Origin of the sequence: Kitasatospora sp. NPDC059722 (assembly GCF_042733235.1) — a bacterium.
In the GTDB taxonomy this organism is placed as follows: Bacteria; Actinomycetota; Actinomycetes; order Streptomycetales; family Streptomycetaceae; genus Kitasatospora.
This window is the reverse complement of record NZ_JBHWGD010000031.1, coordinates 71,627-93,071: the sequence shown is the minus strand read 5'-3', so window position 1 is coordinate 93,071 and position 21,445 is coordinate 71,627. Positions and strand designations below refer to the sequence as shown.

The 21,445-nt window shown below is 74.8% G+C and carries 23 protein-coding genes; 9 read left to right on the top strand and 14 right to left on the bottom strand.

Annotated elements, in window-relative coordinates; translation table 11 throughout:
- The first annotated feature begins 281 nt into the window (after positions 1 to 281).
- From ACFV4F_RS21085 to ACFV4F_RS21075, 3 genes are all read left to right on the top strand, one after another.
- Positions 282 to 743 carry a hypothetical protein gene (locus ACFV4F_RS21085; RefSeq protein ID WP_380504493.1) on the top strand — a complete coding sequence of 154 codons (462 nt, stop codon included), beginning with the start codon at positions 282 to 284 and terminating at the stop codon, positions 741 to 743.
- Positions 744 to 894: 151 nt separating this feature from the next.
- Positions 895 to 1,155, top strand: coding sequence for a DUF2283 domain-containing protein (locus tag ACFV4F_RS21080; RefSeq protein ID WP_380504490.1), 261 nt, complete (start codon positions 895 to 897; stop codon positions 1,153 to 1,155).
- Positions 1,156 to 1,474: 319 nt separating this feature from the next.
- The gene (locus tag ACFV4F_RS21075) at positions 1,475 to 2,005 is read left to right on the top strand and encodes a hypothetical protein (protein WP_380504502.1); all 531 of its coding nucleotides are present in this window, start codon (positions 1,475 to 1,477) and stop codon (positions 2,003 to 2,005) included.
- Between the two features lie 158 nt (positions 2,006 to 2,163).
- On the opposite strand, the gene ACFV4F_RS21070 is transcribed toward ACFV4F_RS21075, so the two are convergent.
- Complete coding sequence (locus ACFV4F_RS21070) at positions 2,164 to 2,781, bottom strand: TetR/AcrR family transcriptional regulator (RefSeq protein WP_380504487.1); 618 nt, start codon at positions 2,779 to 2,781, stop codon at positions 2,164 to 2,166.
- A 4-nt stretch (positions 2,782 to 2,785) separates the two neighbouring features.
- Positions 2,786 to 3,406, bottom strand: a complete 621-nt coding sequence (locus ACFV4F_RS21065) for a maleylpyruvate isomerase family mycothiol-dependent enzyme (RefSeq protein WP_380504484.1) — start codon at positions 3,404 to 3,406, stop codon at positions 2,786 to 2,788.
- An 873-nt stretch (positions 3,407 to 4,279) separates the two neighbouring features.
- Here ACFV4F_RS21065 and ACFV4F_RS21060 point away from each other — a divergent pair.
- From ACFV4F_RS21060 to ACFV4F_RS21045, 4 genes are read left to right on the top strand one after another with little or no spacing between them, the layout of a single operon-like run.
- The gene (locus ACFV4F_RS21060; RefSeq protein ID WP_380504481.1) at positions 4,280 to 5,860 is read left to right on the top strand and encodes an IS200/IS605 family accessory protein TnpB-related protein; all 1,581 of its coding nucleotides are present in this window, start codon (positions 4,280 to 4,282) and stop codon (positions 5,858 to 5,860) included.
- A 17-nt stretch (positions 5,861 to 5,877) separates the two neighbouring features.
- The gene (locus ACFV4F_RS21055) at positions 5,878 to 6,072 is read left to right on the top strand and encodes a hypothetical protein (protein WP_380445174.1); all 195 of its coding nucleotides are present in this window, start codon (positions 5,878 to 5,880) and stop codon (positions 6,070 to 6,072) included.
- Positions 6,069 to 6,329 carry a hypothetical protein gene (locus tag ACFV4F_RS21050; RefSeq protein WP_380504478.1) on the top strand — a complete coding sequence of 87 codons (261 nt, stop codon included), beginning with the start codon at positions 6,069 to 6,071 and terminating at the stop codon, positions 6,327 to 6,329. Before ACFV4F_RS21055 ends, ACFV4F_RS21050 begins: the two co-directional genes overlap by 4 nt.
- A 38-nt stretch (positions 6,330 to 6,367) precedes the next feature.
- Positions 6,368 to 6,766, top strand: a complete 399-nt coding sequence (locus ACFV4F_RS21045) for an NUDIX domain-containing protein (protein WP_380504475.1) — start codon at positions 6,368 to 6,370, stop codon at positions 6,764 to 6,766.
- Positions 6,767 to 6,974: 208 nt separating this feature from the next.
- Here ACFV4F_RS21045 and ACFV4F_RS21040 read toward each other — a convergent pair whose 3' ends face one another.
- The 12 genes from ACFV4F_RS21040 to ACFV4F_RS20985 all read right to left on the bottom strand — a co-directional run bounded on the left by ACFV4F_RS21040 (position 6,975) and on the right by ACFV4F_RS20985 (position 18,989).
- The gene (locus tag ACFV4F_RS21040) at positions 6,975 to 7,913 is read right to left on the bottom strand and encodes an alpha/beta hydrolase (protein ID WP_380504472.1); all 939 of its coding nucleotides are present in this window, start codon (positions 7,911 to 7,913) and stop codon (positions 6,975 to 6,977) included.
- Positions 7,910 to 8,770: an indole-3-glycerol-phosphate synthase gene (locus ACFV4F_RS21035; protein ID WP_380504469.1), complete on the bottom strand. Its 861-nt coding sequence runs from the start codon at positions 8,768 to 8,770 to the stop codon at positions 7,910 to 7,912. Before ACFV4F_RS21035 ends, ACFV4F_RS21040 begins: the two co-directional genes overlap by 4 nt.
- Positions 8,767 to 9,624, bottom strand: a complete 858-nt coding sequence (locus tag ACFV4F_RS21030; protein ID WP_380504466.1) for an N-(5'-phosphoribosyl)anthranilate isomerase — start codon at positions 9,622 to 9,624, stop codon at positions 8,767 to 8,769. Before ACFV4F_RS21030 ends, ACFV4F_RS21035 begins: the two co-directional genes overlap by 4 nt.
- Positions 9,621 to 10,766: an acyl-CoA dehydrogenase family protein gene (locus ACFV4F_RS21025; protein WP_380445180.1), complete on the bottom strand. Its 1,146-nt coding sequence runs from the start codon at positions 10,764 to 10,766 to the stop codon at positions 9,621 to 9,623. The genes ACFV4F_RS21030 and ACFV4F_RS21025 overlap by 4 nt, the downstream gene beginning before the upstream one ends.
- Before the next feature lie 232 nt (positions 10,767 to 10,998).
- Positions 10,999 to 11,373, bottom strand: a complete 375-nt coding sequence (locus tag ACFV4F_RS21020) for an ectoine synthase (RefSeq protein ID WP_359973999.1) — start codon at positions 11,371 to 11,373, stop codon at positions 10,999 to 11,001.
- Positions 11,367 to 12,398 (bottom strand): tryptophan synthase subunit alpha, encoded by a 1,032-nt coding sequence (gene trpA / locus ACFV4F_RS21015; protein WP_380504463.1) that lies wholly within the window; start codon positions 12,396 to 12,398, stop codon positions 11,367 to 11,369. The genes ACFV4F_RS21020 and trpA overlap by 7 nt, the downstream gene beginning before the upstream one ends.
- On the bottom strand, positions 12,391 to 13,500 hold the full coding sequence (locus ACFV4F_RS21010; RefSeq protein WP_380504461.1) for a hypothetical protein: 1,110 nt from the start codon (positions 13,498 to 13,500) through the stop codon (positions 12,391 to 12,393). Before ACFV4F_RS21010 ends, trpA begins: the two co-directional genes overlap by 8 nt.
- Before the next feature lie 5 nt (positions 13,501 to 13,505).
- The gene (locus ACFV4F_RS21005; protein ID WP_380445183.1) at positions 13,506 to 13,775 is read right to left on the bottom strand and encodes an acyl carrier protein; all 270 of its coding nucleotides are present in this window, start codon (positions 13,773 to 13,775) and stop codon (positions 13,506 to 13,508) included.
- A 123-nt stretch (positions 13,776 to 13,898) separates the two neighbouring features.
- Complete coding sequence (locus ACFV4F_RS21000) at positions 13,899 to 15,428, bottom strand: AMP-binding protein (RefSeq protein WP_380504458.1); 1,530 nt, start codon at positions 15,426 to 15,428, stop codon at positions 13,899 to 13,901.
- A 6-nt stretch (positions 15,429 to 15,434) separates the two neighbouring features.
- Positions 15,435 to 16,346: a MaoC family dehydratase gene (locus tag ACFV4F_RS20995; protein WP_380504456.1), complete on the bottom strand. Its 912-nt coding sequence runs from the start codon at positions 16,344 to 16,346 to the stop codon at positions 15,435 to 15,437.
- Positions 16,343 to 17,746, bottom strand: a complete 1,404-nt coding sequence (locus ACFV4F_RS20990; RefSeq protein WP_380504454.1) for a beta-ketoacyl-ACP synthase II — start codon at positions 17,744 to 17,746, stop codon at positions 16,343 to 16,345. Before ACFV4F_RS20990 ends, ACFV4F_RS20995 begins: the two co-directional genes overlap by 4 nt.
- 34 nt (positions 17,747 to 17,780) lie before the next feature.
- Positions 17,781 to 18,989, bottom strand: a complete 1,209-nt coding sequence (locus ACFV4F_RS20985; protein ID WP_380504451.1) for an aminotransferase class I/II-fold pyridoxal phosphate-dependent enzyme — start codon at positions 18,987 to 18,989, stop codon at positions 17,781 to 17,783.
- Positions 18,990 to 19,643: 654 nt separating this feature from the next.
- Between ACFV4F_RS20985 and ACFV4F_RS20980 the strand changes: the two genes are divergently transcribed.
- Positions 19,644 to 20,588, top strand: coding sequence for a BTAD domain-containing putative transcriptional regulator (locus ACFV4F_RS20980; protein ID WP_380504448.1), 945 nt, complete (start codon positions 19,644 to 19,646; stop codon positions 20,586 to 20,588).
- Between the two features lie 403 nt (positions 20,589 to 20,991).
- Entirely contained in the window at positions 20,992 to 21,336 is a 345-nt protein-coding gene (locus tag ACFV4F_RS20975) for an ArsR/SmtB family transcription factor (RefSeq protein WP_380504499.1), read from the top strand.
- The last annotated feature ends 109 nt before the right edge of the window (positions 21,337 to 21,445 follow it).

Genomic DNA, 21,445 nt, shown 5'->3' with positions numbered 1-21,445 from the left:
CCACTCCCCCCCCCCCCGGGGCCGCCAACCCCCGCCCCCCGCCAGCCCCGGCCGGCCCCCGCCGGCCCCGGGGGCCCAACTCCCGCTCGCTCATTACGCTTTGGATCACCCTGACGGCGCAGCCGGGCACCCGGCGCACCCGCCCCGCGCAGGCCTGCGCGCCGCACCGCCCGCCCCGGGGCGCACACGTCCGGGCCGGAGGCGGCGCCTGCCCCGTGGCCGGGATGGCCGGGGACGAAACCCGCTGGCCGGGCCGGGTGGTGGCAGGGCAGGGTGGGCGCATGACCCGCCAGGAACTCGCCGCGCTGCTCACCGACCAGACCCCGGCCTGCGGCCCCGCCCGCCGGGCGCTGCTGTCCGGCGGCGCGTTCGATGTCGGGACCAACCTGATCCCCGCCCGGCGGCTCGCCGGCGTCTACGGCCGGCGCGAGCGCAGGATCCTGGAACGCGGCCTCCATTCGCTCGGCCTCGCCGAGTCCCTCGTGATCCTGCGCCAGGCCGGGGACGAGGCCCTGCGCGTCGCCGTCGTCCAAACACCGGACTGCAGCGGGCCGTTCATCGTCTTCCTCGACGCCACCGCCACCCGCGTCCTGGCCTGCCTGGACAGCCCCCGCTTCCCGCCCCGGCCCCTCGACACCCACCGACCCTCCCGAAGCGCCGGCTCGCACTGGTCCGAACACGCCACAACGGCAGCTCCGCCGCCAGGCAAACCTCAGCAGACCGCCCCGGGGGGAAACTCTTGAGGCGAAACATGATCAGGAACAACACTGGGTGAGACACGACGAGCCGGTGACCAGGCTCTGCGGCCACTGTCCTGGCGGTCTTCGACGTCAGCAGGCTCGCGGCAAGGCCACGGCCTGACACCGCAGGTCTGCAACGGCAGGGAAGGAAGCAATGCGGGTCGAATACGACGCCTCGGCGAATATGGCGTACATCTACCTTCTCGACAAGATCAACCCGGGCGAAGCCGTCCAGCAGGTGGTTGCCGGCGAGGACACCACAGCGATTCTCGACTACGACTCGCAGGGACGGCTTCTCGGCATCGAACTGTTCAGCGCCAGAAGACAGTTGCACCCAAATCTGCTGGCCATTGCGGAGAGGATCGACCGTGAACCGCGTTCACCGGCACCCTCGGCCGAGACGGCAGGCGCCTGACAGCGCGGGTTCGGGAACCTCCACACGAAGGTCCCCTCACCGGCGCGTGCACCGAAACCAGCCCGCCCCGGCCCGGGCCGGCCGCCCGGCTCGAAGAACCAGCGGCCCGCCGCCCGCTGCGAGGTGGGCAAAGTCCTCGCCACCGGCGAGGCACACGCCCGGCCCGCCCACCACCGGAAGGGCACCGAACCCAGGCGCACAGCTTGACCAGCCTGAGCCAGGATGACCTGGACGGATCAGGTAGAACTGCTCGCGTCACAGCACCAGCTCCGAGAGGCGAGGTATGGATCACCGGGATGTGGATGGCGCCGTGGCCGAGATGATGCGGGTACTCGGCCCGCACACAGCGGACAACTGGGCGGTCTCAGCGGATTCGCTTGACTGGACGTGCCGGCAGACGGCTGTCCACGTGGCGCACGACCTGCTGGCCTACGCCGGCCAGGTGGCAGCCTGCCCCGCCGATGCCTACCTGCCTTTTGATCTGACGGTCCCCCCGGACGCCTCCCCCCGGGAGGTGCTCCAAGTGGTCACCGCCTGCGCGGGACTGCTCAGCAGTGCGCTGGTCACGGCTGACCCGCAGGTGCGGGCCTGGCACTGGGGCGCCTGTGACCCGGCCGGCTTCGCGTCGATGGGTGTTGCCGAGATCCTCCTTCACACCTACGACATCACCCGGGGCCTGGGCGTGCCGTGGCTGCCACCGCAACCGTTGTGCGAGGGCGTGCTCCGCCGCCTCTTTCCCGACGCCCCGCCCGGAGCCCCCATCGAGGTGCTCCTCTGGTGCACTGGCCGGGGCGAGTTGGACGGTCGCCCCCGCCGCACCTCATGGACGTGGCAGGCAGCGACCTCCTGACAGATCTCTGCGAAGGTTGAACGTCAAGCCGAGCGGCAACGCCCTGCGTTCCGAAGCCCGTTCGGCACGGTCCACCAGGCGGCCCCATGGCCTGCCCCGAGCCGACCAGTTCGAGATCACGCAGCCCCCCCCGGGGGGCCTCCCCTGCTTCAGGCCTTTCAACCGGTGGCGGCCTCGGCGGGCAGGCGGGAGGTGACGAGGTCGGCGACCGCCCGGCTCATCGCCTCGCGCTCGGCCGCCGGGTCGGCGGCGGTGGCCAGGGCGACGGCCGCCTGGTGCAGCGCCCCGTACAGCAGATGGGCCAGGGGTTCGGCCTGGCCGGGGGCGAGCAGGCCGCGGCGGGCGGCGCCGTCCAGGGAGGCGCGCAGCAGCTGCCGGGCGCAGTAGGGGTCGCCGAAGCGCACCGAGCGTTCCCAGCCGAGGACGAGGGGGCCCTCGATGAGCAGGATCCGCTGCACGGGGGCTTCCAGGCAGGCCGTCAGGTAGGCGTCCATGCCGGCCAGCATCCGTCCGATCACGCCGTGGCCCGCTTCCTTGGCCTCGCCGGCGGCGTGGGCGCAGCGGTCGTGGACGTCGTGCTGGACGGCCTCGTAGGCGGCTTCGAAGAGGCGGTGCTTGTCGGGGAAGTGGTGGTAGAGCGCGCCGCGGGTGACTCCGGCGCGCTCGACGATGCGCGTGGTGGAGGTCTCGGCGTAGCCGTCCGCGGTGAACAGGGCGATCGCCGCGTCGACGAGGTGTCTGCGGGTGGCGTCGCCCTGTTCGGCCTTCTTCGTCATGGCCTCATCGTACGGAGTAGACGTTGACGTCGTGGTCGAGGCCGATGAGGGCGGGGTCCAGGCGGCCGGAGGCGGCGAGGACGAAGGCCATCGGGTCGGCGGCGGGCGCGGTGGCGGTGGCGGCGTGGGGGCGGCCGAGGCGTTGGAGTTCGGCGCGCAGCCAGGTCTCGCTGGCGGCGAGGCCGGGGCCGTCGGTGGTGCGGGGGTGGCCGAGGGCGGTGCGGATGTCGTCGGCGTGGACGAACGCGTCGTACCACAGGGTCAGGACGCCGTTGGCGACGGTGCGCCCGAAGCGGGGGTTGACGCTCTGCCAGACGCGGTCGTCGAGGCGGGCGAGGGAGGCGGTGAGGCGGGCGGCGGCCTCGCGCAGGAGGGCGGCGAGTTCGCGGGGCGGGGTGTCGCGCAGGGCGCGGGCCTGGTCGTCGGGGGTGCGGGTGCCGATGGTGCCGTCGGCGGAGTCGAGGGCGTTGGCGGTGACGTGCGCGGCGACGTCGCGCACCTGCCATCCGGCGCAGCGCGTGGCCGCGTCCCGGTCGGTGTCCTTGAGAGCGTCGAGCAGGTCGGCGAAGAGCCCGAATTCGGTGTCGAGCCCTGCCACGACCTGCGCCCTGTCCATCCCCGTCATGCCGTCAACCCCCTGGTGTGCGGCGGCCGTTGGTGACCGTGCCGTCGCCGACGACGATACATACATGCAGCCTGTATGTATAGGGCGGGGGTGGCCTGGCGCGGGAAGTCGGCCCCGTCGACTTCCCGCTCCGGCAAGGGCCTTGAGGACGGCGCCCGCACCACGGCACTACCCCTCGGCCCTGCCCAGCCGGGGGCAGCGCGGAGTGGGAAGCCGGCCCCGTGGACTTCCCACTCCCCCGGCCGGATGGCCGGGGTGCTTACTGCTTCGGTGGCGTGGGCGGGTCGTTGGGCGGCGGGTTCTGCTGGCCGGTGTGAAGGGCCTCGGGGTTGCGGGCGTCGTCGTGCAGCTCGTCCGGTAGCGGTGGCAGGGCGGGTTGTCCGGGTGCCCGGGCGGGTCCGCGGGATGCGCGGCCGCGTTGCTCGCGCCAACGGCCCTGTCTCTCCGGGTGGATCGTGCCGCTCAACTCGGCTTCCTCTCTGCTGGTCCTGCCCGTTCCGGCCATCCTGGCGCGGACGGCCGGCGCGGCGCGGAGATTCGGCCCTTGTCGGATCATGGGCCCGGGATGGCTGCGCCCGGCCGGAGGTCGACGAGGCGAGTCGGGTTCAGCAGCTCTCCTCCACGTAGAGGAGGGTCCATGCCGTCCGCGGAGGCGAATTCGTAGGGGTTGTGAACTGCTGGGGATCGAGGTCGTTTTCGTGCGCATGGGTGTCCGTGAGTTTGTTTTCGATCACGGCTTGTTGGGCGGATGAGGCGACTGTCAGTGGCGTGTGTGAGGGTGGTGGCGCTGACGGAGAGGGGGTTGGCGTGACTGGGCCGGGGAAGCCGCTGCGGTGGATAGACGCGCCGTTCGTTTCCCTTGGCCCGTCGGGTGTGACGGTCCGTGACCGTCTCAAGGGCCTCACCCCCGAGGACGAGCGAGTGCTGCGGCTGGTCGGAGCGCATCTGGGTTCGCTGGCGTCGCGTGACCTCAAGGCCCGGTGCGCCGACGGCCTGGAGCACTCCACTGCCACGTGGGCGGGGCGTAAGCGGGACCTGACGGCCGAGTCGTCGTCACGGTGGGCCGGGAGCATCACCAAGGCCACGCACGACCAGTGGGCGCTGTCGCGCCGCGGGCAGGCCGCGCACCTGGACTCCCTGGACACCGGGATCAGGACGATCTCCCACCGGCTGTCCCTGCCGATCGGGGAGAAGGGTGGCAGGCGGCAGCCCGGCGGATACCGTTCCAAGCACGAGTGGTTCGTCAAGACCCGTCGCCTGGCGATCCTTGAGGAGCGCCGCGAACAGGTCGCGGCCGACCGTGAGGCCGGCCGCGTGCGCGTGGTGCGCGGCGGCCGGAAGCTCCTCAACACCCGGCACAACCTCACCGCCGCGGACCTGACCGAAGCCCGGTGGCGGGAGAAGTGGGAAACCGCCCGGTGGTTCCTGTCGGCTGACGGGGAGTCCGGCAAGCGGTTCGGGAACGAGACGATCCGCGTCACCCCCGACGGCGAAGTGTCGATCAAGCTGCCGGCCCCGCTGGCCAACCTGGCGAACGCCAAGCACGGCCGGTACGTCCTCGCCGCGAAGGTGACATTCCCGTACCAGGGGCAGGAGTGGGCCGACCGCATCGAGGCCAACCGGGCGGTCGCCTACCGCATCCACCTGGACGTCGACCGGGGACGCTGGTACCTGGACGCCTCCTGGACCCGGCCCGTCGTGCGGACGATGCCGCTGGCCACCGCCCGCGCGGCCGGGATGGTCGGCGTGGACACCAACGCCGACCACTTCGCCTGCTGGCGGCTCGACGTCCACGGCAACCCGGTCGGCGAACCCCAACGGTTCCCCTACGACCTGACCGGCACCGCCACCCACCGCGACGCCCAGGTCCGCCACGCCATCACCCGGCTTCTGCACTGGGCCAAGCGCTGTGGTGTCACGGCGATCGGTCTGGAGAACCTGGACTTCACCGCCGAGACCACGCGCGAGAAGCACGGCCACAGGAAGCGGTTCCGGCAGCTCATCTCGGGTATTCCCACCGGCAGACTCCATGCCCGGCTCGTCTCCATGGCCGCCGAGCTGGACCTGGTCATCGTCGCGGTCGACCCCGCCTACACCTCCCGGTGGGGCGCGCAGCACTGGCAGAAACCACTGACGACGCCCACCCGTAAGACCACCCGACACGACAGCGCCGCTGTCGCCATCGGACGACGCGCCCTCGGACACCCGATCCGGCGACGGACGACACCGCCCCACGACGACCGGAGTGATCGTCGCGGGCATCGGACCGTCCAGGCCGGACCAGGCGACCGGGGGCGCGAGGAAACCCGCCACCCCGCCACGGACCGTGCACACGATGCACGCAGCCGGACGGGGACAACGAGAACGCGGGCGACCAGCCGGGCATCCAACACCGTTCGGGATGCGCGCAGTGATCAACCGTGGGTCCAAGACCCGCTCCTGCTCACTGAATAGGAACGGTTCTCGCCATCATGGTGTCGTCGTCCAGACTCCACGGCTACGGGGTCCGCTGGGACCCCGGTGCCCGGTGCTACCGGGTGCGCAACGAGGTCACCGGGCAGTGGCTGCGCAGCGGCTCCAGCGGTGAACTCGCCGGCTTCCACTCGTTTTGCGCCGCGTTCTCGGCGTGGCGCCTGTTCGAGGTGCACCGCAGGACCGGTGGGTGATGGGGCCGATCCTGGACCGTGCGACGGCCGAACAGCGGCGTGAGGCCGCCCTGGTGGCCGACGACCTGGCGGCCGTCCTCGCGCTCGCCGGGGCGAAGTTGCCGTCCCTGGAGGTGGACTGGGACTTCGGGCGCCGCACCGGCTGCTACCTGATCTCCCTCGGCGCCGCCCGCACCGCCGAAGTGCTGCGCATCGTCGAGCTGTTGCGCAAGGGCCTGCACTACGAGCACCTCACCGCCGCCGAAGAAGAACGGTGACTGCCTTGCCCGACCCCTGACTTCACGCCGAAGCGCCCGTGTGCCGGCTCGGCTGCCTCGTCCTGGTGCGCGACGTGCGCGGGGACGTCCTGCTCGTCGACCCCGACCACCTGGACGGGCTGATCCTGCCCGGCGGCGCCGCCCGGCCCGACGAGGCGCCGCACGAGGCCGCCGCCCGCCACCTGTTCGCGCAGACCGGTCTCGTCCGGCGCCTCACGCACGTCCTGGCCGTCGACTTCGCCTGCGCCGACCGCTACCCGCAGCGCCTGGGCCTCGTCTTCGACGGCGGTGTCACCGGCGGCCGCCCCGCCGGCGCGTGTTTCGTGCCCGTGCGGCGGATCGGGCAGGTCATGGCCCCGGCGCAGGCCGCCCGCGTCACGCAGGCGCTGACGGGCCGTGCCGTGCCGCTGCTCCTGCATGGCCAGCGCGCCGCCTGAACCACCGGGGACGGGCGCCGCGTGGCCTGGTGCCCCCGTGCCCGCAACGCCCGCACGAGTGGCCGCCGGGCCGGACCGCCCGGAACCGGACGCCCCAGGACACGCCCGGAGCGCCGCGAGGACGGAGCACCGGGCCACGCCGCGGGGCGGGCGCAGCGTCCGGCGAGGCGGGGAGGGCAGGCGGGGCGGGGCGTGGGGTGTGGGGGTGTCAGGCGGCGGCGAGGGCCGGGCGTGGGGTGCGGGTGAGGCAGTCGTCGGTGAAGGCGAGGGCGCGCAGGTGGTAGGGGCGGGCGGCGTGGCCCAGGGACAGGTTGTGGCCAGCGCCGTGGGCGGTGGTGAGGCGGGCCAGGCCTTCGGGGAAGGCCCGGGTGAGAGCGGTGCGGGCGGGCGGGTCCAGGCGCCACCAGGTCTCGTGGTCGGCGAGGGTCAGGCGGACGGGGACGCGGACGCGGGCGGCCAGGGTGGTGTAGCGGGTGGGCCAGGTGGCCAGTTCGCGGGATTCGAGGGCGGGGACGGGGGTGAGCAGGGTGCGGGCGGCGTGGAAGGTGCCGGGCGGGTAGAGGTGCAGGGGGCCCCAGTTGAGGCGGCCGCCGCCGGCGAGGTCGTCGGGCCGGTCCCACGCGCCGGGGGCGTAGTGCTGGGCGAGGCCGGAGATGTCGACGCCGAGCAGGGGCAGGGCGGGGTCGTCGGGCCAGTGGGCGGCGAGCTGGAGAGCGATCTTTCCGCCGAAGGAGTGGGCGAGGAGCTGGACGCCGGCGCCGACGGGGTGGGCGCGGGCGTAGTCGGTGAGGGCGGCGTGCAGGGTGGCGGCCTGGTCGGCGATGAGCTGGCCGTGGGGCAGGCGGCGGGCGGAGGCGCCGTGGCCGGGGCGGTCGGGGGCGAGCACGGTGTAGCCGAGGCGGGCGGCCAGGGTGAGCAGGTCGGTGTCCGGGTGGGCGGGGCCGGCGAAGTAGGCGGCGCGCATGCCGCGTCCGTGGATGGCCAGCAGCAGGGCCTTGGGCTCACCGGCGGGCCCGGCCGGTCCGGCCGCAGTGGCGGATCCGGCGGGTGCGGCGGGGGGTTCGGCGACCAGGGCGGAGACGGGGATGCCGTCGGCGTCGAGGACCAGTGAGCGCACCAGGGGGCTCGGGGCGGGGGCGTGCCTCATGCGGTCACCGCCCGGCGGGCGGCATCGAGCCCGGCGGCATCGAGTCCGGGGGCTTCGGGTCGGGCGGCATCGAGGCGGGCGGCGTCGAGGCGGGCGGTCCAGGTGCCCACATCGCCTTGGCGCATGAGGGAGGTGCCGATCAGCAGGCCCGCGTAGCCGGCGTCCAGGAGGCGGGCGCCGTCGGCCGGGTCGGTGATGGCGGAGGCGGAGACGGGGGCGCGGGTGCCGCACGCGCGCAGGGCGGGCAGCAGGCGCAGGGAGCGGGTGAGGTCGCCGGTGTCGCGTTCGCGGCGGCGGATGTCCTTGTTGTTGACGGCGATCACGCACGCCTCGGGGCGGGTGAGGCGCTCCAGTTCGGCTTCCTCGGTGATCTCGACGAAGGGGGTGAGGCCCAGGCCGAGGGCGGCGGTGATCAGGCGGCGCAGGGAGGCTGCGGGCAGCAGGGCGGCGGTGAGCAGGACGGCGGAGGCGCCGAGGGCGGCGGCGGCCTCCAGCTGGGCGGGGCGGGTGAGGAAGTCCTTCTGCAGGACGGGCAGGGAGGTGGTGGCGGTGACCTCGCGCAGCAGGCGGGGGGTGCCGCCGAACCAGCGGCCGGTGACCACCGACAGGCAGGGGGCGCCGGCCTGTTCGTAGCGGGTGACGAGGTCGGTGACGGTGCGCGGGCCGAGCAGGTCGGCGCCGTGGGGGTCGCGGAGCTTGATCTCCATGACCAGGGGGCGGTCGGCGGCGAGCAACGCGTCCAGGAACCGGGTGGAGGCGGACGCGACTTCGGGGGCGGGCCCGGCGGCGGGCAGAGCGGGCGCGGGGACGGCGGCGGGCAGGGAGGGGGCGGCGGGCAGGGAGGGGGCGGCGGTCATGGTCGGGGGTCCTCGGGAGACGGCGGCGGGAGGGACGGCTGGTGCGGGTGCCAGGCGCGGGTGAGGGCGGTGAGGGCCTCGCGGGTGAAGCGGCCGGCGCCGTCGCGGGCGGCGGTGTCGATGTCGGCGCCCGCGTACAGGGGGTGTTCGGTGACGGTGGTGTAGGCGGGGCGGTTGTCGGCGTTCAGGCCGCCGGCGAGAAGGAAGGGGATGCTCAGGCGCGGCAGCAGGGCGTGGACGTCGGCGGGCCGCAGGGGGTGGCCGGTGGAGCCGACGCGGCCGTCGTCGGTGACGGTGTCCAGGAGGAACAGGTCGCATCCGGCGCGTTCGAAGGCCCGGATGAAGGGGCGTTCCAGGCAGCGGCCGCGGGCCAGGTGCAGGACCTTGACGAGGACGGCATGGGGCAGGCGCCGGCGCAGGTCGGCGACGACGGCGGGCGGCTGGTAGGCGTGGAGCTGGATCCAGCGCACGCCGGCGTCGGCGGCCAGACGGGCCAGGGCCGCGGCGTCGTCGAGGAAGGTGACCAGGACCGGTTCCAGGCCGCTGCCGTGGGCGGCGGCGGCCAGCCGGACCAGGCGCTCGGCGCTGAGGTCGGCCGGTCCCCCGGGCACGCCGTGCCACAGGCCCACCAGGGTGGGGCCGCCGGCGGCGAGCAGGGCGACGTCGGCGGCGGTGCGCGCCCCGCACACCTTCAGGTGACGCAGGCCCGGGCGCGGGGCGGGCGCCGGGCGCCGCGCGACGGCGGTGCCCGGGGGCGCCGGCAGGACGGGCGGGGCCGGCGGGAAGGACGGGAAGGACAAGAAGGGCGGGGAGGACGGGCCCGGCGGGGCGGGCCGGGAGGGCAGGGCGTTCATTTGCCGAGTCCGAGCATCGCGGCGATGCGGTTGTACTGGATCTCGTTGCTGCCGGAGTAGATGGTGCCGGCGACCGCGTTGCGCACGTCCTTCTCCAGCCCGTACTCCGACATGTAGCCGTTGCCGCCGAAGACCTGGACGGCGGCCAGCGAGGTGGCGAGGTTGGACTCGCTGGTGAGGAGCTTGGCGATGGCCATGTCGACGGTGACGTTCTCGCCGGCCTCCAGGCGCTGGGCGGTGTCGTAGAGCCACTTGCGGGCGGTCTCCAGGCGGATCTTGGTGTCGACGATCTTGTTGGCGACCGACTGGTAGGAGCCGATGGGCTTGCCGAAGGACATCCGGGTCTTGGCGTAGTCCAGGCAGCGGGCCAGGCGGTGCTGCATCTCGCCGGTGTTGACGATGAAGGAGTAGAGGATCTCGCGCTTCATGACGTGGTCCAGGACGAGGAAGCCGCCGCCGACGCGGCCCAGGACCCGGTCGGCGGGCACCCGTACGTCGTCGAGGTAGACCTCGGACAGCGGGGAGGTGCGCAGGCCCATCTTCCTGATGGGCTTGCCGGTGCTCAGGCCCGGCATGCCGCGGTCCAGGAGGAAGGCGGTCACGCCGAGCGCGCCGCCCTGGGGGTGGGTGCGGGCGTAGACGACGATGACGTCGGCGACGGGCCCGTTGGAGACGAAGGTCTTGGCACCGGTGAGGACGAAGTGGTCGCCGTCGCGCACCGCGCGGGTGCGCATCTGCATGGCGTCCGAGCCGCCCTCGGACTCGGTGATGGCGTGCGCGCCGATCGCCTCGCCGGAGGCGATACGCGGCAGGTAGGCCTCCTTGAGGGCGGGCGAGCCGAAGGCCTGCAGGGGCACGCCGGTGGAGGCCATGGAGGTGGTGACGCAGAAGTTGAGGCCGCCGTCGCGGCAGTGCTGCCCCAGCCCCTCCAGGACGTACATGGTGGTCAGCAGGGACTGTCCGAGCCCGCCGTGGGCCTCGTCGAAGGGCAGGGACAGGATCCCGGTCTTCTGTATCAGGCGCCATTTGTCGTGGGAGAAGGCGGCCTGCTCGTCGCCTTCGATGTGGCCGGCGCTCAGGTCGTCACCGAAGCGGGCCAGTGCCTCGCGCAGGGCGTCCTGGTCGGCGTTCCAGCGGATCACGGTGGTGCCGCCTTCCTCCCGGGCCTGCCGCTCACGGGGACCCGGGGTGTCCAACCGGCGCGGGGCGCACCGGCGTTCAGTGGCTTGACTCGCTTGACGGGCATGACGGGCTTGCGGGCCCGGCTCGTGGGCCGGGCTTGCGGGTTTGACCCGCTTGACGGGCGTGGCCCGTCCGGCGGGCCCGGGCCGGCTTCGGCTCGCCTCGGCCGGCCCCGGCTGTGCGGCCGTCGCTCTAGTAGGCGGAGGAGTTGTGGGCGTCGAGCTGGTGGACCTCGTCGCCGCGCAGGGCCGGGGAGAAGACGCACACCAGGCGCATGTCCTCGTGGGGGGAGGCGACGAGGTAGTGGGCGTCGTGCTCGTCCAGGGCGTACAGGCGCCCGGGGGTGATGGGGTGGGCGTTGCCGTCCATGTCGACGACCTCGCCGGAGCCGGCGATGCAGTAGCAGGCTTCGAGGTGGTTGCGGTACTCCAGGCGGGACTTGGTGCCGGCGTTGACGATGGTGTCGGTGAGGCTGTAGCCGAGGCCGTCGCTCTCCACAAGGAAGCGGCGGGACAGGCCGTTGCCCCACTCGACGGTCTTCACGTCGTCAAGGTCGCGGATCAGCATGCGGGTTCTGCCTCTCTGGTGGCGGGGGTGAGGGTGACGGCGGTGCCGGTCGTGCCGGCGGCCGCGCCGGTCGTGGTGCCGGTGGTGGTGCGGGTGGGTCCGCCCGCCCGCGGGGGGTGGGGCGGGCGGAGTTCACGGAGGAAGGCGCGCAGCGCCGCGAGGGGGTCGGTGCCGGCGTTCAGGGCGGCCTCGACGCGTTCGACGGCGGCGGAGCCGACGACGGCCGCGCGGGCGCCGGTGGCGGCGACGGCCTCCAGGTCGGTGGCGCTGCGCACGCCGAAGCCGATGGCGACGGGGGTGTGGGGGGCGGCCCGGTTGAGGGCGGCGACGGTGGCCTTCAGGGTGCGGTGGCCGGCGGCGGGTGCGGTGCCCGAGCGTCCGTAGTGGGCGACCAGGTAGACGTAGGCGCCGTGGGCGGTGCGGGCGGCCTCGGTGAGGACGCCGGGGCCGGAGGTGGCGTAGCAGGTGGCGACCTGGGGCAGGCCGGCGTCGCGGCAGGCCTGCTGCCAGGCGGGGCGCCGGCGCGGGGGCAGGGCGTGGACGAGCAGGGCGTGGGCGCCGGCGGCGGCGATGGCCCGTGCGGTGTGTCCGGGGTCCGGGCGGCGCAGGCTGTAGGACCAGTCGGCGAGCAGTGCGATCTTCAGGCGTTTGAGCTGCGGGACGAGGCCGGTGAGTTCGGCCAGGACGGTGTCCAGGGTGGTGCCGGCGGCCAGGGCGCGGGCGGCGGAGCGGCGGATGACGGGGCCGTCGGTGGGCGAGTTGGGGAAGGGGACGGCGAGTTCGAGGACTTCGACGCCTTCGTCGTCGAGCATGCGGGCGGTCTCGGCCAGGGGTGCGGGCGGGTCGCCGGCGTTGAGGAACACCGCGAGCGCGGGGCGCCCGTCGGGGCGCTCGGGCAGGAACGGGCGCTCGGGCGGGAACGGGCGCTCGGGCGGGAACGGGCGCTCGGGCGGGAACGGGCGCTCGGGCGGGAGCGGGTGCCCGGGCGGGAGCGGGTGCCCGGGCGGGAGCGGGTGGTCAGACACTGGCCACCGCCTTGTCCCCCGCCGTCGTCGTGCGGGCCGCCGTGGGTGCCGTGGCCGTCTTGCCGGGGGTGCGCAGGCGCTGGGCCAGGGCGCGGGGGGCGCCGTCGGCGAGGGCGGCGAGGGCGGTGGCGTGGGCGGTGGGCCAGTGGGTGTGGCGTCCGGAGGCGATCGCGAGGGCGGCGGCGTTGAGGGCGATGGTGTGGGTGGCGGCGCGGCCGGCGCGGCCGGCGAGGGCGTCGAGGAAGTGGCCGGTCAGGTCGCCGGGGTGGGGGGCGAGGTCGGCGAGGGTGCCGGTGTCGGGGGCGAGGGAGCCGGCGGGCAGGTGGATGGTGGCGTGGGGGGTGTGGAGGGTGTTGTCGGCGAAGGGCAGGAGTTCGTCGGCGCCTTCGGTGTTGTGGGCCAGCCACACCTGGCGTCCGCTGCCGTGCGTGCCGGCGTGGGCGGTGAGGTCGCGCAAGGCGGTGAGGTCGCGCAGGGCGCTGAGGGGGGCGGTGGCGGAGACGCCGGTGAGCTGGGCGGTGACGGGGGCGGTGGCCAGGAAGGGGCCGAGGGCGTTGAGGAAGCGGCCGAAGGGCTTGAGGGTGAGCGGGTAGAGCAGGCGGGCCAGGCGGGTGAGGGCCGGCGGGTAGACGTGCGGGCCGGCGAAGGCGATGTTGTGGCGGGCCAGGTGATCGGCGGTCTCGGCGTGGGAGGAGGTGAGGGTGATGCCCAGGCGTTCCAGCAGGTCGATGGAGCCGGCCGCGCTGGTGTAGGCGCGCGAGCCGGTCTTGACGACGGGTACGCCCATGCTGGCGGCGGTCAGGGCGGCGGCGGTGGAGAGGTTGAAGGTGGCCGGTCCGCCGCCGGTGCCGACGATGTTGGCGCTGCCCGGGTGGGCGGGGCCGGGGTCGGGGCTGCGTTCGGTGAGGGAGGTGGTGAGGGCGGCGAGGGTGGCGGTGTCGGGCAGGCGGGTGGCGAGGCTGGCCAGCAGGGCCGCCGCCTGGGCCCGGTCGCTGTCGCGGGCCGGGCCCTGGGCGGCGCCCTCCAGCCGGTCCCACCACGAGCGCCAGGTGTCCAGGGGGACGGGCCGGGCGGCGATCAGGTCGGTGAGGGCCGGGTGCACGGGGATCAGCCGCCGGCGACGGTGGCGGCCAGCGCGCGGCGCTGGGCGATGAAGGCGTCGATCGCCTGCACGGAGCGGAAGTTGTTCGGGTCGAGGTCGGTGTCGTCGACCGGCAGGGCGAAGTGGTCCTCGACCCAGGCGATCAGCTTCAGGACGCCGAGGCTGTCGATGACGCCGTCGGTGAGCAGGTCGTGGTCGTCGGCGAGCTGCTCGGGGGTGACGTCGGGCAGGAACTCCTCGATCAGGAACTTCTTGATCTGCGCGATGTTGTTCATGGTGGTCGCAACTCCCTTGAAAGGTTCGTGACTTCCGGAAAACAGGACTTCGGACGGCAGGGCTCCGGACGGCAGGACTCCGGACGGCAGGACTCCGGGTGTGCCGGTCAGCCGGCGGGCTGGTCAGCCGGCGGGCCGGGCGGTGTGGGGGGCTGTGCCGGCGAGGACGGCCTTGCGGTCGACCTTGCCGGTGGGGGTCTTGGGCAGCGGGGTGTCGTGGATGGCCAGGCGTTCGGGCACGGCGGCGCGCGGCAGGTTGGCGGCCAGGTGTTCGCGCAGGGTGAGGGTGTTGAGGGCGGAGCCGGGGGTGCGGTGGACGGCGGCGTGCAGGCGCTTGCCGGTCAGCGGGTCGCTCTCGGCGGCGACGGCGGCCTCGCGGACCTCGGGGTGGGCGAGCAGGACGCGTTCGACCTCGGCGGTGTTGACGGCGACTCCGCGGACCTTGACCTGGAAGTCGGCGCGTCCGGTCAGGTGCAGGCGGCCCTGGGCGTCGCGTACGGCGAGGTCGCCGGTACGGAACCAGCGCCGGCCCTCTCCGGCGCCGTCGGGCCGGGTGGTGAAGCGGCCCGCGTCGCGGGAGCGGTCGAGGTAGCCGGCGGCCTGGAAGGGCGTGGAGACGTACAGTTCGCCGCTGCCGGGGCCGGTCACGGGGGTGCCGTCGGGGGCGGCGAGCAGGGTGCGCACGCCGGGCAGCGGGGTGCCGATGGGCACCGGCAGGGCGGCGGTGGCGTCCAGGGCGTCGAGTTCGTGCAGGAAGCTGTCGTTGGTCTCGGTGCAGCCGTAGATGTTGTAGAGGCGCGCGGCGGGCAGCAGGGCGGGTAGCGCGGCCAGGGTGCGGGCGTCGATCGCGTCGCCGGTGAACGCGGCGTGCTCGACGCTGTCCAGCACCGTGGCGCCGCCCGGGCCCTGGGAGGCGGCCTGGGTGAGCAGGGCGTAGCACAGGGGGACGGCCTGCATGACGTGGGGGCGGTGGCGGGTGAGCTGGGTGAGGAGGTGGCGGGCGGACAGGGCGTGGGCGGGGTCCAGGAGCAGGACGGTGCCGCCGGCGGCGAGGGTGGCCCAGACGTCGAGCAGGCACAGGTCGAAGTTGAGGGGGGCGTAGTTGGCGACGACGCGGCCGGGGCCGAGGTCGAAGGTGTCGTGGGCCCAGGCGGTGAAGCGGTCGACGGCGCTCTGGGCGAGGGGGACGATCTTGGGCAGGTCGGTGGAGCCGGAGGTGGTGAGCATGAAGGAGGTGCCGGCGGCGAGGGTGGGCACGCCGGGGTGGGTGGTGGCGGGCAGGGCGGGGGGCCGGCGGCCGGCGGGGGTGAGCAGGTGGCGGGCGCCGGCCTGGGTGTGGAGGGCGGCGAGCAGGGCGGGGGCGAGCTGGGGGGAGGGCAGCAGGAAGGGGCGGCGTTCGGTGAGGCAGGCCAGGACGAGGGCGACGGCTTCGGGGGATTTGGTGGCGTGCAGGGCCACGGGTTCGCCGGGGGCCAGGTCCAGGGCGCGCAGGCGCCGGCGTTCGCGGCCGGTGAGGTGGGCGAGTTCGCGGTAGGTGACGGCGCGGTCGTGCCAGAGCAGGGCGGTGGCGTCGGGGCGGCGGCGGGCGTGGTGGGCGAACGCGTCGGGCAGGGACAGCGGCGGCACGGCGGCGGGGGCGTCTGGGGTGGTCATGGCGGGTCACTCCCCTGCCGGGGCGATGGTCGCCCAGCCGGCCTTGACGGCGGTGGCGGTGGCGGTGGCGAGGGTGAAGCGCACGACGGTGCCCCGGTCGTGGGGGTGCAGGGTCAGGTGCAGCGGGGTGCCGGGGGTGACGGGGGCGGCGAAGCGGGCGCCGAGGGCGGTGATGCGGGTGGGGTCGCCTGCGGCGTGGCGGTCGGTGATCTCTTCGGCGGCCAGGGCGAGCAGGTGCATGCCGTGGGCGATGGCCGAGGGGAAGCCGGCGGCGCGGGCGGCGTGGTCGTCGAGGTGGATGGGGTTGAGGTCGCCGGCGGCGTGGGCGTAGGCGCGCACGTCGGCGGGGGTGAGGGTGTGGGTGAGGGTGTGGGGTCCGGTGTCGGGGGTGGTGCCGGGGTGGGCGGTGGGGGGCAGGGCGCCGTGGGGGGCGATGCGGGTGGCGCCCAGGAGGAGGGCGGCGGTGGTGAGTTCGGCGAGCAGGGTGCCGTGGGGGGTGGTGAGGCGGGTGGTGAGGGCGATGCGGGTGCCGCGCGGCTCACGGCGGGCGGCGGTGACGGTGACCTCGACGTCGGTGCCGGTGGCGGCGTCGGTGGCGGGCGGCAGCGGGTGGTGGGTGCGGATCTCCTGGGCGAGGTGGACGACGCCGGTGAAGGCGTCCTCGCCGGCGGTGAGGGCGGCGACCGTGTGCTGGGCGAGGGTGTGGGCCAGGACGAACGGGTGGGCGGGGGATGCGAGTTGGCCGGCGGGGCCGGTGGCGGGGGGCAGGCCGGTGCGGGCGGCGGTGCGGTAGGCGGCCAGGGCTTCGGCGGTGACGGGCACGCGGGTGCGGAACACCGGGGCGGCGTGCGCCGGGTCCGTCGCGGGCTGTGCCGTCGGGGCCGGGGCCGGGGCGGCGGGGGTGGGGGTCGTGGTCATGCGGGGGTCACCACCAGGGTCGAGTTGTGGCCGCCGAATCCGAAGGAGTTGGACAGGGCCGCGCCGGGGCGGATCGGGCGGGGGCGGGTGTGGACGACGTCGAGGTCCAGGCCCGCTTCGGTGGTTTCGTGGTTGGCGGTGGGCGGCACCAGGCGGTTGGTCATGGCCTGGATCGCGGCGATGAGTTCGACGGCGCCGGCGGCGCCGATCAGGTGGCCGATGACGCCCTTGGTGGAGGTGACGGGCACCGCGTGGGGGCCGAAGACGGTGCGCAGGGCGGCGGCTTCGGCGCGGTCGTTGTGGATCGTGGCGGTGCCGTGGGCGTTGACGTGCGTGATGTCGGCGGGGGTCAGGCCGGCGTCGGTGAGGGCGGCGCGCATGGCGGCGGTGGCGCCGGCGCCGTCGGGGCGGGGGTTGGCCAGGTGGTAGGCGTCCGCGCTGGAGCCGTAGCCGGCCAGCAGGGCGTAGGGGGTGCGGTGGCGGGCGCGGGCGTCGTCCAGGCGTTCCAGGACCAGGAAGCCGGCGCCTTCGCCCATGACGAAGCCGTCGCGGTGGGTGTCGAAGGGGCGGGAGGCGCGGGCGGGGTCGGCGTTGCGCTGGGAGTGGGCGCCGAGGTTGCCGAACGCGGCGAGGGTGACGGGGGTCAGGGTGGCCTCGCAGCCGCCGGCGATCACGACGTCGGCGCGGCCGGTGGCCAGGAGCATCGCGCCGTGGCCGATGGCGTCGGCGCCGGAGGCGCAGGTGGTGGCGATCGTCAGAGCCGTCCCGCTCCAGGACAGGCGCATGGCGATCTGGGCGGCCGCGGCGTTGGGCATGGTGATCAGCGGCATCAGCGGCGAGACCCGCAGCGGGCCGTGCTGGGTGTAGGCGGCGGACTCGCGGTCGCTGGTGGTGCGTCCGCCGACCGCGTTGCCGACGACGATGGCCGAGCGCCCGGGCCCGGGGTGGGGGGAGCCGGCGTCGCGGTGGGCGGCGAGGGCGGCCAGGGTGGCGTAGTGGGCGAAGGGGTCCAGGCGGCGGGCGTCCTTGGCGGGCAGCGCCGGGTCGTGCGGCAGGGCGGTGACGGGGCAGCCCAGGCGTACCCGGTGGCGGGCCAGGGCCGGGTCGGTGAGGGCGCGTGCGGTGGAGCGTCCCTGGCTGACCGTCTGCCAGAACTCCTGCAGGCTGTGGCCGGCGGGGCTGATGACGCCCAGGCCGGTGACCGCGATCTCGGGCCGTACGGGCCGCGCGGACCGCGCGGGGGTTGCGGGCCGCGCGGGGGTTGCGGGCCGCGCGGGGGTTGCGGGCCGCGCGGGGGTTGCGGGCCGCGCGGGGGTTGCGGGCCGGTCGCGTTCCGGGGAGCGCGGGGGCTGCGGGGGCTGCGGGGAGTGCGGGTGGGGTGGCGGGGTGGGGGCTGGCATGCGGGTCGTCCTCCCTTCGGCCGGGCGGCGCGGGTCAGATGAGGCCGGTCTGGGCGGCGGCGGTCAGGAACGCGTCGGCGGCGAAGTCGATGTCGGCGGCGCTGTGGCGGGCGGTGACCGCAATCCGCAGGCGGGCCAGGTCGTTGGGCACCGCGGGGGTGACCACCGGCAGGCCGATCACCCCGGCCTTGCGGCAGGCGGTGGCGTAGTCGTAGGCGGCGTCGTCGGAGCCGGCGATGACCGGGATGACGGCGGTTTGGCTGTCCATGGTGCGGATGCCCGCCGCGTTCAGGCGCGAGCGCAGGCGTTCGGCCTGGGTCTGGATGTGCGTGACGCGCTCGGGCTCGCGGCGCAGGATCCGCAGGCACTCCAGCGCGGCGCCGGTCTGCGCGGGGCCCAGCGCCGCGGAGAACAGGAACGGGCGGGCGGCGTAGCGCAGGTGGCCGATCAGGTCGGCGCTGCCGGCGACCCAGCCGCCCATGGAGGGGATGGCCTTGGAGAGGGTGCCGAGCTTGACGTCGACGCGGTAGCGGTGGCCGAAGTGCTCCTCGATGCCGCCGCCGCGCGGGCCGATCACGCCCAGGGCGTGGGCCTCGTCGACCATCAGCAGCGCGCCGTGGCGGTCGCAGACCTCGCGCAGCTGCGGCAGCGGGGCGATGTCGCCGTCCATGGAGTAGACGCTGTCGACGATCACCAGGCGCACCCCGGTGGCGGAGGCGGCCTTCAGGCGGCGTTCCAGGTGCTCGACGTCGTTGTGGCGAAAACGCGTGACCGTCGCGCCCGACAGGCGGCAGCCGTCGACGATGCTGGCGTGGTCGTACTTGTCGATCAGGACGGTGTCGCCCTGGCCGACCAGGGCGCCGACGGTGCCGACGTTCGCCGCGTAGCCGGAGCCGAACACCAGCGCCCGCTCGCGGCCGGCGAAGCGGGCGACCTCCGCCTCCAGCTCCTCGTGCAGCGGGATCGTGCCGGCCAGGGCGCGCACGCCGTGGTTGCCGGTGCCGTAGACGTCCAGGGCAGCCTTGGCCGCGGCCACCACCCGCTCGTCGCCGGCCAGTCCGAGGTAGCTGTACCCGGACATCATGAGCAGGCGCTCGCCGTCCAGGTCGCAGTAGGCGCTGTCGCGTTCCATCGTGTAGGCGACGAAGCTGTTGCGGCGCGAGGCGTCGAACTCCAGCGCGCCGACGCGCTCCAGCGTCTGGTCCAGCTTCGGCTGAAGGCGCTGCCATGCTGCGGTGGCCATACTGCTCACTCCTCACGGGCAAGGGGGATGCGGGGACGGGGCGGCGGGGAAACCGGCCGGGGGCCCCGCGGGGGGGCCCGCGGGGGGGGGGGCGGGGGGCGGGGGGGGGGGGGGGGGGGTGCCGGGGGTGCGGGTGCCGGGGGTGCGGGTGCCGTGTTCCCGGGGGTGCCTTTGGTTCCCGGGGTGCTTTTGCCGGGGGCGGTGCCCCCTTTTCCCCTGTACGGGCTTTCCCGGGTGCGGGGTTTCCCGGTGCCGGGTTTTCGGGTGCGGGTTTTCTCGAAGCGTCCACGCGGGGTGCTCAAGGATGGCTACATTTCTACGGCAGGAAGCGCAAGGCGGCCGCAACAGCCCGAATCCCGGCCTGCGGTAACGCTCTGACGTGCGGAAACCCTGCGCCTACGACGCATGGACCGGCCGGTGGGTATGTTTCGCCGACCGGTGTTGACACCGCGCAAGCAGCCGAATGTATGGTCGAAATCCGCCGGAACGAAAAACCGAACGGCTGGTCGGCGTTGCATTTTCCGGTCCGGGTTTCTTTCCAGGGCCCGCGGCCCGGCACCGCCGCCCGCGGGCCGCGCCGCGGCTCAAGGGGGTTGGAGCTATGTTGAACGGTTTGCGGGACGACGGGGCGCCGGGCAGATCGGGGGCGCCGTCATGCTGATCCGCCTGACCGGCCTGGTGACCGTCGAACACGAGGGCGCCGCCCCGCAGCACCTGTCCGGCGCCCAGGCGCAGGTGGCCTTCGCCCGTCTGGTGCTGGAGCGCTTCGCCGGCACCGGGCGCGACGCGCTGGCCGACACCGTGTGGCCCGACGGCCTGCCCGACACGTGGGCCTCGGCGCTGCGCAGCGTGGTCTCCCGGGTGCGGGCGTTCGTCGCCGCCCCGGGCCAGGGGCCGGGGGCGACGCCGCTGGTCTCCCAGGGCGGGCGCTACGTGCTGCGCCTGCCGGCGGACGCGGCGGTGGACGTGGAGGTGGCGGCGAGCGCGGTCGGCGAGGCTGGCGAGGCGTTCGGCGCCGGCGCCTACCCGGTGGCGCAGCAGCTGGCGGCCGGCGCGATCGCGAACCTGCGCGGTTCCTTCCTGCCCGACCACGACGGCGAGTGGGCGTGCGGGGTGCGCGACCACGTCGACGAACTGCGCATCTGCGCCCTGGAGACGGCGAGCCTGTCGGCCTCCGCGCTGGGCGAGGAGCACCACGCGCTGCGCTGGGCGGAGGAGGCGGTGCGCCGGGCCCCGTTCCGCGAGAGCGCCTACCGCTGCCGGATGGCCGCGCTGGCCGCGGCCGGCAACCGGGCCGAGGCGCTGCGCTGCTACCAGCAGCTGCGTCAGGTCCTCGCGGAGGAGCTGGGCATCGACCCGGGCCCCGAGTCCCAGGACATGTACCTGTCGCTGCTGCGCTCCCCCGCCCCGGCCGCCGACGCGCCCCTCCCGGCCCCGGGCCCGGCTGCGGTGGCGGTGGCGGTGGCGGGCGCCGCGCCGGCCGCGGGGCCGGCTGCGGGTCCGGCGGTGCCCGCGGTGGACCCGGTGCTGATGGGGATCTTCGAGCCCCTGCCGCCGGGGCGCTGGAGCCGCTCCGGGCCCCCGGTGCGCGCCGCCTGACACCCCGCCGCCCCCGGGGGCGCCCGGGGGCGGGCCCCTCTCCGCCCCTCTCCACCCCTCTCGGCGTCTCTCCGTCCCTCTCCGTGTCTCTCCTCTGTCTGCCGCTCCGGTGTTTGTCCTCCGTTTCCCCCCGCTTCCCTCTCTTTCCCGCCCCGTCCCTCCCCGGTCCCTCTCCGGTTCTTCGCGGGTTCTTCGCGGGTTCTTCGCCGGGGATGTCCCCGGCGTGTTGCGGGGCTGTTGCGGTGGGCGGGCGGGCCCCGTGCGGGAGGGTGGGCGTAGTAGCGTCATGACCCGAAGTCGCGCACCGCGCGCGGCGGTTCACGACGACGGACCGAACGGACGGGGGCCTGGATTTTGGGAAGGGGTGGTGGGTGTGGGACGGACACACGCTACGGCGCGGGTGATCGAGCACCCGGGCGTGGAGGACCTGAGCGTCCAGCAGGTACTGGAGGCGCTGGCGGACCCCGCGCGCAGATCGGTGGTCTGCCGGCTGGCCCGCGAGGACGCTGACCTCAGCTGCGGCTCCTTCGAGCTGCCCGTCTCCCGTTCCACCTCCACCCACCACTTCAACGTCCTGCGCCAGGCCGGGCTGCTGCGCCAGTACTACGTGGGCACCACCAAGATGAACGCCCTGCGCAGCGAGGAACTCGAACACCGCTTCCCCGGGCTGCTCACCGCCGTCGTCGCCGCCGCGCACGCCGAAACCGCCCCGGGCCCGCCGGTGCGCGAGGCCGTGCGGCCCGGCTGACCCCGGGCCCGGGGCCCCCGCCCCGCCGCGGGGGCCGGCCCGGGGGGGTGGACGGGCCCCGGGGGGTGCCCGCCCGGCGGCTGGGGGCGTGTGTGTTTAAAAAAAAAGT